Here is a 12,953-nt window from a genome sequence, read left to right as displayed (position 1 = left end):
AACAGTGGATACTGGAAAAATAGGCCAACACATATCAGGCCAGTTTAATAAAGAATTGGAAGATATTCGTAATAAAGTGTTAACCATGGGCGGACTGGTTGAACAGCAAATAGAATGGGCTGTGCAAGCTTTCACCACCGGTGATGCTGAGTTGGCAGATCAGGTCATCAGGCAAGATAATGTGGTTGATGCTTTGGAAATTGCCATAGATCGGGAATGTAATCAGATTCTCGCGCTAAGACAGCCAGCCGCCTTTGATTTAAGATTGTTGATTACTGTGATTAAGGTCATTAATGAACTTGAGATTGTCGGAGATTTATCGGAAAGTATCGCTAAAATGGCCATTTCTTTAGCAGATATTGAAAGTCCCGTCTCTAAAAAAGACAATTATTACGAATTACAACACATGGCCGATCTGGTAAGAGCCATGCTGCATGATTCATTGGATGCTTTTGCCCGTATGGATGTGGATGATGTGGCAACCATTACCGGACGCGATGAAAATGTTGACCGTGAATACGTCAGTATTTTTAGGCAACTGATTACCCACATGATGGAAGACCCGCGTAATATTACCCGTACTATAAATGTATTATGGACGGTGCGTGCCTTGGAAAGAATAGGTGATCATGCCTGTTATATTTGTGAGCATTTGATTTACATGATAAAAGGTCAAAATGTGCGGCATCTTCCCCAGGAAGAAATTGAAGAAATATTGAGAAACAGCCGAAGATGATTTTTATTGAAAATTGCCCCTGTTGTTTATGAATCAACAATGGAAAGACTTTTTATTGGCCGAGCAGGCACTATTTGAAGATGAGCAACACATCGTCTTTCCTGTCGGTTTGCCTGAAAACGACAAACATATTTATCCGCTTACGCATTTGGCGGTTTTATCGGTTACCGGTAAAGATGCCGCAAACCTATTGCAAGGCCAAGTAACGTGTAATGTTAATGAAGTAAGTGAACGTAAAGCTATTTTTGGTGCCATGTGCAATCCTAAAGGACGGGTGATTAGTACGTTTTTGTTGCTCAAAAGCACAGAAGGCTTTTTACTGGTTTTGCCACACGCATTACTGGGGCCCGTTAAAAAGAAATTGCAAATGTACGTTTTGCGCTCAGTAGTTACCTTAACAGATTGCTCGGATACACTGTGCTTGATCGGTTTATCAACATCTGAACAGCCACTGGCAAAACAGTTTGACGTGCAGGGGCAAGATAGTATTTCAGTACAGTTTTCTGCACTAGAAAATCGTCAATTAGTTATTGCACAAACAGATAAGGCCGTTATATTGTGGTCTGATTACAGTGTTAATCAAGGCTTTAATGCCGCCAATACAGCCGCATGGCAAACTCTTGATATTATGTCGGGTATTCCTTGGTTGAGTGAAGACACCTCGGAGGAATACATTCCGCAAATGCTTAATGTTGATAAGTTAGGCGGCGTCAGTTTTAACAAAGGCTGCTATACCGGCCAGGAAATTGTCGCTCGTACTCATTATCTGGGTAAAACCAAACGCGCTTTGTTTATTGCAGAATGCGATAGTGTCCACCTCCCTGCGGGAAACGCCGCTGTGTTTGACGAAAATCCAGATAATACCCAAGCGGTGGGCAGTGTGCTATCAGCGCAGCATAGCCACAATAAATGCAAAATGCTGGTTGTGCTCTCCGTTTCAGAAACTGACATGCCGAAACTTACTTTAGCCGACCAAACGCCATTAACTTTATTAGCATGGCCAACCTAATCAATCCACAAACAGCGCTTTATTTTCGGCGTGTAGGAATCATCACCATTTTTGCGATCTACATGTTGATTCTTGTGGGTGGCATCGTGCGGGCTTCCGGTGCAGGCATGGGTTGTCCGGATTGGCCAACGTGTTTTGGCCAATGGATTCCACCTACCGATGAATCGCAGCTACCGGCAAATTATCATCAGATTTATGCTGATAGTGGCTATAAAGACACTCAATTTAATGCCTTCAAGACGTGGACAGAGTACGTTAACCGGTTATGCGGCGTGGCTATCGGCCTATTGATTTTTATGACGGCTTACGCCTCCAGAGCGTACCACAAGACCGATAAGACCGTGTTTTATTTATCGATGGCAGCGTTTTTTTTGGTGGGATTTCAGGGTTGGTTAGGTTCAACGGTGGTTGCAAGTAATTTAAGGCCGGTGATTATTACTTTGCACATGTTATTGGCCTGGTTTTTGGTAAGTTTGCTAATTTATACGGTGTTACGATCGCAACGGACTTTTATTCCAACGATTAACGTCAATGTTTTACCAGGCCAGTTTAAAACAGTGTTAATTGTTGCTATGGCAATGACATTACTGCAAGTCGCCATGGGTACGCAGGTGCGGCAAGCGGTTGATGTTTTAGCTAACTCCCAAGTCGGCATAGATCGTGCTTTCTGGCGCGAGAGCTTTCCGATTATTTTTTATGTACATCGTTCATTTTCATCGCTTATCTTATTCACCAACAGCTGGCTGGTTTGGAAGTTATACCGTGCTTATCGTGGCCGTGTAGTGTTTTTACATCGGATGAGCTTAGCATTGATAAGTTGTATTGTTATAGCCATTCTGGTGGGCGTTAGCCTGGATAGATTAGGTATGCCCGCCGTTGCTCAGCCCTTGCATTTGCTCATGGCCAATCTTATTTTTGGAGCGCAATTTTCGCTGTTTGTCTATTTGCGTTATGCCGTGCAAAACATGCAAAACAATAGCATGGCGACGCAGTAATTTGCTGCTTGACATGATAGTCGCTGAATTTGGGTTGGCCTAGCTGTTAAATTACAGGATAATAACGGGTTTTTCAGCTTAGTTAGGAATCATTATGAATCAAACCAGCATCACGCTTGTAGAGCAATACTATGCCGCATTTAACGGTGGCGATATGGCCACTTTTCTAAATTTGCTGACTGACGATGTCATACATGACATTAATCAAGGTAAGCGGGAAATTGGCAAAGAAGCGTTTACGCAATTTATGGCGTGCATGAACCATAACTACAAAGAACAACTGGTCGATATGGTTATTATGGCGACGGCCGACGGCAAACGCGCGGCTGCCGAGTTTGTTGTTTTGGGTGAATATATTAAAACCGATACCGGTTTACCAGAAGCCCAGGGCCAAACATACCATTTGCCAGCCGGTGCTTTCTTTGAGATTCGTGATAATAAAGTGGCACGCATTACCAATTATTACAATTTGCAGGATTGGATTGCTCAGGTGAGTGGTTAGTCCGCTGAAGTTTAGCTTCAATTAGGGGCTTCCAACTTAAGGCGAGACAGGTGAAGGGGTGCCGTTCGTGGTGAGCTTGTCGAACCATGAGCGGCACACCGGCCAGCTTTCGACAAGCTCAGGACTAAAGGATTAACCTACATCTGTCCCCAGTTTAGTAGGTAGCCGCAATTTCGATTTACTTTACTATCTTAACTACTATGAATGCAGACTCCTGTACCTACGTTATCTTTGGCTCCACGGGTAATTTATCCCGCATTAAACTCATGCCTGCCCTGTATCATCTTGATGCCGCAAATCAACTGCCTGATAGCACGCGCATTGTGGCAATAGGGCGCAGGCCTTGGGATCAGAAACAATGGCTGACAGAACTTCGGGCTATGCTGGAGGCTAAAGTCAAAGATGATTTTGATGAAAAAGTATTTCAGCGCTTCAGTGCCCGGATGTATTACCATCGTGGTGATATTGATCAGGCGCAATGCTACAGTGAGCTAGCCACAACACTTGAGCAAAAAGATAAATTTCCCAAAAACATAGCCTTTTACCTGTCTATCAGTCCTGCGGATTTTGGCCCGGTAATGGAAAATCTCAGTAATAATCATTTGTTTGATGAAGAAAATGGTTGGCGGCGGGTTATCATTGAAAAACCATTCGGTTACGATTTGGATAGTGCTCAAGCCTTACAAAGGCGTATCAGTCATTATTTAACCGAAGAACAAATTTACCGTATTGACCATTATCTGGGTAAAGGCATGGTGCAAAATGTGCTGGTGTTCCGGTTTGCCAACGTTATGCTGGAGCCGTTATGGAATCGTAATTATATTGACCATATCCAAATTACCCATTCGGAAGCCTTGGGTATTGGCAGCCGCGCTGATTATTACAACAGTGCCGGGGCGTTGCGGGATATGTTGCAAAGCCATTTGTTGCAAATGTTGACGCTGGTTACCATGGAGCCACCGGTATCTATGGAAGCGGAATCTTTGCGCGATGAAAAAGTTAAAGTGTTAAAGTCAATCCGGCCTATCCCTAAAGAAGCTGTGCATGCCCAGGCTTTTAGGGGGCAATATGCTAAAGGCGTTATCGATGACGAGAAAGTTAACGGCTATTTGCAGGAAGAAAATGTTCCGGTTAACAGTGTCACCGAAACTTATGCCTCCATGAAGCTGTACATTGATAACTGGCGCTGGCGTGGTGTGCCGTTTTATCTACGTACCGGCAAACGCATGGCGAAATCTCAATCTACAATTTCCATCTGTTTTCGCCATCCCCCCTTGCAATTCTTTCGTGGTACCAATGTGCAGTGCATGAACCCTAATTGGGTGCTATTAGGTATTCAGCCGGAAGAATGTATTCGCATAGAAATGACGGTAAAAGAACCCGGTCTTGAAATGAATACCCGCACCAGTAGTTTGGACGCCAGTTTTCGTAACCAGAATGAAAAAGCCATTGATGCCTACGAAGACTTGTTGCTGGATGTGTTAAAAGGTGACCGTTCTTTGTTTTTGCGTTTTGATGAAGTTGAACATGCCTGGCGGATTGTGGATCCGATTTTACAAACCTGGGCGGTGGAGCGTGATTATATCGCCACCTATCCTGCGGGTTCGTGGGGGCCTGAAGACAGTCGATTATTTGATAAAGAAGCGCAATCCTGGCGCAGTTCCTTAACTCCGGAGTGTAAGTAAATGCAAGAAAAAATTCAATGGCACACCCTAGACACAGCAGATCAGGTCGCAGAAGCGGTGTGCCAGCGCATACTGGCTGCCGCAGAGGAAGCTATTAGTGAACACGGCAGCTTTAAGCTAGTATTGGCAGGGGGTAGCACGCCGGAAAAAGTCTATCGTTTACTGAGTAAAGCCGACGCTGATTGGGGTAAATGGTTTATTTATTACGGCGATGAGCGGTGTTTATCGGAAGAGCATAAGGATAGAAACAGCGTGATGGCGACACGGGTATTTTTAGCACAGGTGGCTATTCCTGAAAGCCAGATATTTACCATGCCTGCCGAATTTGGCCCCAAATTAGCCGCAGAGTTTTACCAGCAAATCGTCGCCGATGCATTACCGTTTGATATGGTATTGCTAGGTATGGGCGAAGACGGCCATACCGCCAGTCTGTTCCCAGGCCACCAGCATAACCTTGATGAATTAACACATGCGGTCTACAACTCGCCTAAACCACCGGCAGAACGGGTTTCATTAAGTGCTAAAGCATTAAGTAACACACAGCAGCTTATTTTTATTATTACCGGAGCTGGTAAAAAAGAGGCAGTTTTGCAATGGCGGTCAGGGCAAGATTTGCCGGTTGCAACCATTAAACCGACAGCTCCTATTGATATTTATATGGATAAAGATGCGGAACCAGGATAATCCAGTTTATTAAAAGCTTAAAAATCTGGGTTAGTTTATTAGGTTACCCACTTAAAGCGGGGCAGTTTCAGGAGTGGGATGATTATTGATGCCGAACGATGCAATAATGGCTATTGAAAATATAGCGGATGTTTTAAGCCAATTGAAATGATTTTTTACGGCTTGTTTTGGAGTTTAAGTCCAAAACAAGCTTTTGCAAATTAGTGACATCCTGTCTTCTCGCTGTCCGTTATTTTGTATAAAGTCCTAAAATATCCGGACTATTATTTTCTAGACAATCTTGCTGTACCAGCACTGTTCAGGTATGCGCCAAGACGAATGGCTACATATTTTTCATTAGACTTGTCGCTGGAGCTGTATTTGGTTTCAACGCCAAGGCCACATTCGTGAGTTTGAGCCAACATGATGGCAACACGCGAGTTGTGGTTTTCGTTAACGCCTTTTGCTGCGTATGTTCCATAGTTATTGTTGGCTGATTTGCCAGTGTCAACAACAACGGTACCGTCGGCTAAGGTAATCACTAAGCGATCAGTGCCGGCAGTAGCTTTGACTTCGGAAAGTAAACTGGCATAAGTCGGTTGATCTTTAACGGCTCTTAACTTTGCTGTTAAATTGGCTGCTTTTGGAGCGAGCTTTTTATTTAATGCTTTATAGGTTGGATTTGACGCCAATTTTGAAACCACTTTCGCCGCACATTCTCCGGCAGCCATAGCGTTAAAACTGGAAAAGCTTAATGCAGCAATTATAAGAACCAAAGCGGTTTTATTATTTTTCAATGTTATCTCCAAATAAAGATGGTAGGTTTAAAATGGTTTATAGGTTTGTACATAATTAGCTACATCCAAGCATCTGTGGCTAATTACGCAGGCCTTAGTATATCGGCGCTTTATGACAGTTTTGTTACATTTGTGTGACGATTATGTGACAGGCGCTAAGGCTTGTAATGTGAAGTGTTGCTTTATAAATGAAATAAACCGAAATCCTTAATTTTCCTACAAAAGTAGTGCTGCTGACTTTACAGCTTGTCTTAAGCGATATGCTTAAGACAGGCTTTTAAAAAGTGACTCCTTGTCAATTAATTGTCCCTTGTATCTCTACTGTAAAGCAATCCTGTTGATAGCAGGAGTCTTATTTTCTAGACAATCTTGCTGTACCGGCACTGTCCAGGTATGCGCCAAGACGAATGGCTACATATTTTTCTTGAGATTTGTCGGTTGAGCTGTATTTAGTTTCAACGCCAAGGCCACATTCGTGAGTTTGAGCCAACATGATGGCAACACGCGAATTATGGTTTTCGTTAACGCCTTTTGCTGCGTACGTTCCATAGTTGTTGTTGGCTGATTTGCCAGTGTCAACAACAACGGTACCATCGGCTAAGGTAATCACTAAACGGTCAGTGCCGGCCGTAGCTTTGACTTCGGAAAGTAAACTGGCATAAGTAGGTTGATCTTTAACGGCTTTTAACTTCGCTGTTAAATTGGCTACTTTTGGAGCAAGCTTTGCATTTAATGCTTTATAGGTTGCATTTGACGCTAATTTTGAAACCACTTGCGCCGCACATTCTCCGGCAGCCATAGCGTTAAAGCTGGAAAAGCTTAAGGCAGCAATCATAACAATCAAAGGGGCTTTTTTATTCATTAGGTGTAATCTCCAAAATAATACTTTCAGGTTTAAAAGACTATAAATATCTATACATAATTGACTACAAACAAGCATCTGTGGCTAATTATGTAGGTTGTAGTGTATAGGCTATTTATGACAAATTTGTTGCAGTTGTGTGAAGATTGTGTGACATATATAAGGCAGGGAATTAAGTGGCTTTAAAACGATAGACCTGATGACAATTTGCTTTAAAAGCGTCTAAAGTGGATTTCTGCCATAACCCGAAAACTGCTAAACAATAAAACCACGGGCAACATATAAGCGATGGCTACGCCTACGGTTCCGAACAGATTACCCAGATAGCAAGCCAGCGTTACCATAGTCGTCATTGCCAGTAAAGTTGAGCTTAAGACTGTGCGATTGAAGCCTATAAACTGCAAATAATAGGGAATATCGGCAAATAATGCACTGAAAGATGCGCCTGTGGCAATAATCACCAAGGTTAAATAACCGCAGCTAAATTGGCTGCCAAATAAATTCAGTAGCTGTTGTCCAAAAAGGACAATAACAGCGAATAAGGTTAAAATCAGACTACCAACAACCAGCGTTCTTTGGTTAATTAATTGCTGAATGGCAGCTTTATTTTTGTGGTCAATCAGAACAACCATCATAGGCAAATAATACCGATTGGTTGATGTACCGATTAAGGAAATAAATCCGCCCGTTTGTGCGGCAACAGCATAAACACCGACTTGTAAACCGGAAGGAAACAGAATTTCCAGGATGACTACGCCACTGCTAGTCATTACCGTTAACATAAGACTGTTAAATACCAGCGGTAATGAACGGCTAAGCCATTTTTTGGGGAGTGATAACGGTGTAGCGTGTTTAGCTTCAGCAGGCATTAATAACTTTGCTGCGTACCAAATAACACCGCAGGTTAATGTCCAGGCCGCGCCAAAACACAGCACTGCTGTTGATGCTGTTAGCGGTATGTGGCTTGAAGAAGTACTTGTGATTAAAAGTAAATAGCACAGCGGCAAAAATAACCGGTAAAGGCTAAAACCTAATAAGTGCGCGCCCTGTGCGGATAACACCTCGACCAGAAATAAACTAATGGCAATGATGGGCAAAAAACCGGCAAATAACACGATAGCAATATGGTAATCAGCATCGTGTAAGGCCAATAAAGTTTCAAGCCCAATGCCCAATAGCATAAACAACAACACGCTGAAACCAAAAATGGTTCTGAGTGAAAATAACCAGAAACCCCGGAATTTTCGCCAATCCTGACGTTCCCGAAATAATGCAATGCCGCGTAGGGCGTATTTTTCCAAGCCCAACGTTGCCAGTGTTGACAGTATAGTGACAATGGACAATGCCACATTGTAATCATCAAAATCACTGATGGTTAACGATCTGGCCAAAACGATATTGGCCAGATACATCAAGGCATAATTGCCTAGCGTTAATACAAATAAAAACAGCGACCGAAAGTTGGTGGGGTGTACATCTAAAGGATAATTTTCAGGCATCGCGTAGCATGCGTCAATGACCTATTTGGCGGGATTGCGACTGATTTTAAAACACTCCACCGTACCGCTCATTTCATTGGCGGTAATCACATAATGCTCGCCAGCAATCTCAAAATGGGCGATACCTTCCGGTGATTTATCATCATCGCCGGTAATTTTGCCTAAAGCAACTACCTTAGGATGGCTAGGATCTGCCAGTGAAATCAGCTCAACAGCGCCAGCCCTTTCCATACCGACGGCAATATAGGGCACGCCGTCCAGATCGATGGCAACCAGCATTTCAGGTTCAGAGCCTTTGCGGTTACTGCGCCGTTCAGGGTAAATTTTATTGGCGAAGGCCGTTTCATCAAGCTGATTGCCGGTATCACCCAATAAGGTACCGGTCGCTGCATCGAATACGCTGACTGAACGTCCGCCACTGGTTGGTTGATTCTCCGGTTGAGTAGAGCTATCCGAGTCGGTATCGCCCTCATCAGCGGTAACAAAATACCGGCCATTGGCTATTGTTGTAATCCCGTCGGGTTCGCGTAGCCCTGTCAGTGATTGGTTAAATTTTACCCAGCCGTCATAATTGGCATCGGTTTTGTGGTGGGTAGCGCCCAGACCATAATAGCTCATGACGTGTTCGTTGATTAAATCCACCACCGCGACCGCATCATCTTCCTGCAAGGTTACGTAGGCTTTGCTGGCATCCGGGCTGATGGCAATGTATTCCGGTTCTAATAAAGCGGAGGAATGGGACTTTATCGGGATTAATATTTTTTTCTCGCCACTGGTTTCGGTACCGAACACATCACGGCCTTCAAAGTAACCTAGCAGCACTTTTTTCTTGTCAATTACACCGTCGCCGTTAAAATCCATTTTTTTGCTGATTTTGCCATCGCCATTCCAGTCGATTTCCCGTTCCATAAATCGGCCACCTTTGTTGATGACAATCGTCAGATGATTAATCATGTCAGCCAGTTCCAAATTTTTGTGGCTGTTGATGTGTCCGGTTTTGCTCAGACGCACCAGTGAAATACTGCCCTCTGGGCTGAAAAATTGTTTATTCAATGGTTCAAACAAAAAGTCTTCGCCTTCATTGGCAATCATGAGCACAGTGCCATCGCCTGAAAAAACCACGGCATCAGGGCCAAAGCCAACGGTGATGCTATCTAATAGTGTACCGGTTGTTGCCGAGCGCATTTCTAATCGACCCGGACTGTTACCGGCATCAATCACCGCCGCAAATACATCTAAAGTGGGGTGAAAAGCCACCGAGGTGAGTTCTTCACCTTTGGCTAACCCTAGGTTAAAACGCGCGGTTCTTTTTAAATGCGTGGGCTGGCTTACATCCAGCACATCTACTTCACCGGTATCAAAATTACTGAGTACGGCAAGTAGCGTTGTTTGTTGTACACTGATGATTTCCGTGCCTTTATTATGGCCTGAATCGTAAAGGCTAACTGCATCTACACGCCAATTGGCAGAATGGTTGGGTACTGATGCACAGGCGACTAAATACAACGCTGGAAATAGTTTGGTAAGAAAAATGGGATTAATTTTCAATGTTTACCTCAAAAGAATGAGCATATCAAGACAACAGTAACTTTCTAAGTATTTCCGTCGTAAAGACTACTATGATATACGATTTGATACCCATAAAAAAAGCCGAGCGGTATACCGCTCGGCTTTAAGGTACGAACAATGATAAATTGATGCTTAGAAAAACATGGCAGCGCGTAACATAAACGTATTTAGATCGGTGTTATCTCCACTGATTCGTTCAGAACCATCGAGTACCGATAAAGGTGAGTTTCTAATGTCTAACATGCGTGTGTAATTTGCCATGAGTCGGAAGTTGTTATTAATGTACCAGTTAAGCGCAACGGTTACGTTAGAAAGACCGCCACCGTTAAAGTTGCCATCATTCAGATCAGCTTCTGAATAACGTGTTGCAAGCTCCCATGCACCCCAGCCACCATTTTTTAAACTGAAAGGTCTGGCAGGCTTTAAATAACCAAAGTTGCCGTTTTTATAACCACGCGATTCACCTGTCAGTGTATACGCTATCTCGCCATACCAGGCATTTAAGCTTAGACCATCTTGTACATCGGGTGTGGTGTCAGCATTGTTACAGTTTGCATTACAATTAATCCAGCTTTGCGTGTATTCAAAACCTGTTGACCACGCCTTATAGATAGCGCCGGCCTCCAATCCCAACATGGTGATGTCGGTAACATTAAAGACACTGCTATCAAGCAACGATAAGTCTGACATGTTGGTGGTTCTGTAGTTATTTCTCAAGGGCGCACTTTTTGCCACTTCAGAATTGTCATCCGGTTTTCTGTAGTTTCCTGCGACGCCCAAATGGATCATTTTGGTTTTTTCTATAATCGGGTTATAAGTAAAACGTGATGAAATACCCCAGCCCTCATCCATTGCCACTCGTCCCGCAGTGGGTGTGCCTCCCGTATTGACACTGCCCGCAGTGGTTGGCGGCGTAATAGAGTCACCGAAAATACCGATTTCCCCCATCCATTTTTCATCATTATGGGTAAAATTAAGACCGATAGCACGGTCAACTACTGGAGCCGCCAAGATATTCATCAGTGACCGTTCGGTAAACATCATGTCGTTGGAGCTTTCTTGCAACTCTCGGCTAAAGTTTTGTTTTTGCTGCCCAACAGTAATGTTTGCGTAACGGCTTAAGCCCGTGTATTGGATAAAAGCATCCTTAACCGCTGTCCGGTCATTCGCAAAATCGGCTTCCAATCTGGCCAACCAATCCGTGCCAAATACCCCTTCAAAACGTATACGGCCACGGCGCAGCTCAGTACCATCATTGGCTTCAACAGGAACACCGCCTCTTGATAAGACATCACCGTTATGGAATGATGCGTCCGCTTGAATACGGCCACCCAATTTAAACTTGAATTTCTTATCTGCTGTTTCAACCTGTAAGCCTTTTTCGTCCATTTTAACTTTGATTTTATCTGTTTCATCAACGTGTTCTTTTAACGCATTAATTTGCAGAGTTTTGGCTTCCAAATCTTCTTTTATGGCTTGGGTATCAGAAGGGCTTAGTGTTTCGGCAGCTTTATCTTCCTTTCTTTCAAAAGAGCCCATCAGTTCACGATGAGGGCCAGGTTCTGCATAGATCTGTTGAGTTCTGGTATCAACATAAAGATCAATCGCAAAAGCTGTCGATGACGCGCATGCCGTTAAGGCCGTTGCTATCGCCAATGTGAGTCTTGGTTGTTTCATGAAATGCTCGCAAGTTAAGTATGTGAAAACTTGGAACAGCTTAAGGGGGGAATATGACAGCTATATTACAGTTATGTTACAGTTGTGTGACAAGCAACAATTTATATTAAAAAACAACAAATAGCTTAAGAGATACCATGGCTATCTAACAGGAAAAATACGCGGACAAGGGTGTGATGTGAGGGCAAGCCTCTTTGAAAAGCGGTTGAGGGAGATTTTCCCTCAACCTTGCGTTATTTAAACGACTTTAACTTCTTCGGCTTGTGGGCCTTTCATGCCACGGGTGATTTTAAACTCAACCTGTTGGCCTTCGTTAAGGGTTCTGTAACCGCTGGTATCTAAAATGTTTTTAAAGTGTACGAAAACATCAGGGCCTGATTTTTGTTCAATAAAGCCAAAGCCTTTTTCAGAGTTAAACCATTTTACGGTGCCGGTAGTTGTTGCTGGAATAGTCATATAAGAGTCCTAAAAATTAAATAAAGCCTTTAAAAAAAAGGCCAGTAAGCTGGTAAATTTGAATATTACGGTATGAAAAACAGGACGAATACAACGTGGAGGCATCGAAGTGGTAAACAAAGGGTATATCGTATTTCTTAGCTTACTCTATTGTAGGTTAATTAATTGGGTTGTCAAACCTATTCGCAATTATATTTGTGGTTATAAATTAAAATAGCAAGCCCTCATCACCTATCAGTTTTTCAAAATAACCAAGAACCTTGGCAGCGGCAGATCATTTTGCAAACATCTTTTCAAATAATCTGGATGCTTTACGTTGCCCAACTTTTGCCTGACGAACAGTTAACATTAGACATCTTTCCTAAATAATTAAGGTAGGAACAGCCCGAAAAAGTTAAAATGATCGGGTGCTGATTTAATTAGATGTTCTTAAGCACAAATCTGAGTCCCAAATTGGTCAACCTTATCCCAAAACTGTTGCCACCGACCCTTTGTCTGAATTA

The 12,953-nt window shown here is 43.2% G+C and carries 12 protein-coding genes; 6 read left to right on the top strand and 6 right to left on the bottom strand.

The genetic code is table 11. The features are described 5' to 3' along the window. The first annotated feature begins 4 nt into the window (after positions 1-4). From phoU to pgl, 6 genes are all read left to right on the top strand, one after another. Positions 5-736, top strand: coding sequence for a phosphate signaling complex protein PhoU (gene phoU / locus ACHZC4_RS02435; protein WP_394752186.1), 732 nt, complete (start codon positions 5-7; stop codon positions 734-736). A gap of 28 nt (positions 737-764) precedes the next feature. Continuing rightward, on the top strand, positions 765-1,745 hold the full coding sequence (locus ACHZC4_RS02430; protein ID WP_394752185.1) for a YgfZ/GcvT domain-containing protein: 981 nt from the start codon (positions 765-767) through the stop codon (positions 1,743-1,745). Beyond that, entirely contained in the window at positions 1,733-2,740 is a 1,008-nt protein-coding gene (locus ACHZC4_RS02425) for a heme A synthase (RefSeq protein WP_394752184.1), read from the top strand. The genes ACHZC4_RS02430 and ACHZC4_RS02425 overlap by 13 nt, the downstream gene beginning before the upstream one ends. 94 nt (positions 2,741-2,834) lie before the next feature. Further along, on the top strand, positions 2,835-3,242 hold the full coding sequence (locus ACHZC4_RS02420; protein ID WP_394752183.1) for a ketosteroid isomerase-related protein: 408 nt from the start codon (positions 2,835-2,837) through the stop codon (positions 3,240-3,242). Between the two features lie 200 nt (positions 3,243-3,442). Beyond that, entirely contained in the window at positions 3,443-4,927 is a 1,485-nt protein-coding gene (gene zwf / locus ACHZC4_RS02415; protein ID WP_394752182.1) for a glucose-6-phosphate dehydrogenase, read from the top strand. Beyond that, complete coding sequence (gene pgl, locus ACHZC4_RS02410; RefSeq protein ID WP_394752181.1) at positions 4,928-5,611, top strand: 6-phosphogluconolactonase; 684 nt, start codon at positions 4,928-4,930, stop codon at positions 5,609-5,611. Between the two features lie 263 nt (positions 5,612-5,874). Here pgl and ACHZC4_RS02405 read toward each other — a convergent pair whose 3' ends face one another. The 6 genes from ACHZC4_RS02405 to ACHZC4_RS02380 form a co-directional block, all read right to left on the bottom strand. Beyond that, entirely contained in the window at positions 5,875-6,387 is a 513-nt protein-coding gene (locus ACHZC4_RS02405) for a hypothetical protein (protein WP_394752180.1), read from the bottom strand. 352 nt (positions 6,388-6,739) lie between these two features. Continuing rightward, positions 6,740-7,249: a hypothetical protein gene (locus ACHZC4_RS02400; protein WP_394752179.1), complete on the bottom strand. Its 510-nt coding sequence runs from the start codon at positions 7,247-7,249 to the stop codon at positions 6,740-6,742. Between the two features lie 212 nt (positions 7,250-7,461). Continuing rightward, complete coding sequence (locus ACHZC4_RS02395) at positions 7,462-8,748, bottom strand: oligosaccharide flippase family protein (RefSeq protein ID WP_394752178.1); 1,287 nt, start codon at positions 8,746-8,748, stop codon at positions 7,462-7,464. A gap of 21 nt (positions 8,749-8,769) precedes the next feature. Beyond that, entirely contained in the window at positions 8,770-10,296 is a 1,527-nt protein-coding gene (locus tag ACHZC4_RS02390; protein ID WP_394752177.1) for a choice-of-anchor I domain-containing protein, read from the bottom strand. A gap of 153 nt (positions 10,297-10,449) precedes the next feature. After that, positions 10,450-11,994 carry an OprO/OprP family phosphate-selective porin gene (locus ACHZC4_RS02385; protein ID WP_394752176.1) on the bottom strand — a complete coding sequence of 515 codons (1,545 nt, stop codon included), beginning with the start codon at positions 11,992-11,994 and terminating at the stop codon, positions 10,450-10,452. A gap of 237 nt (positions 11,995-12,231) precedes the next feature. Continuing rightward, on the bottom strand, positions 12,232-12,450 hold the full coding sequence (locus ACHZC4_RS02380; protein ID WP_394752175.1) for a cold-shock protein: 219 nt from the start codon (positions 12,448-12,450) through the stop codon (positions 12,232-12,234). Between the last annotated feature and the right edge of the window lie 503 nt (positions 12,451-12,953).

Origin of the sequence: Crenothrix sp. (assembly GCF_043729335.1) — a bacterium.
Taxonomy (GTDB): domain Bacteria; phylum Pseudomonadota; class Gammaproteobacteria; order Methylococcales; family Methylomonadaceae; genus Crenothrix.
This window is presented reverse-complemented; position numbering and strand designations above follow the sequence as displayed.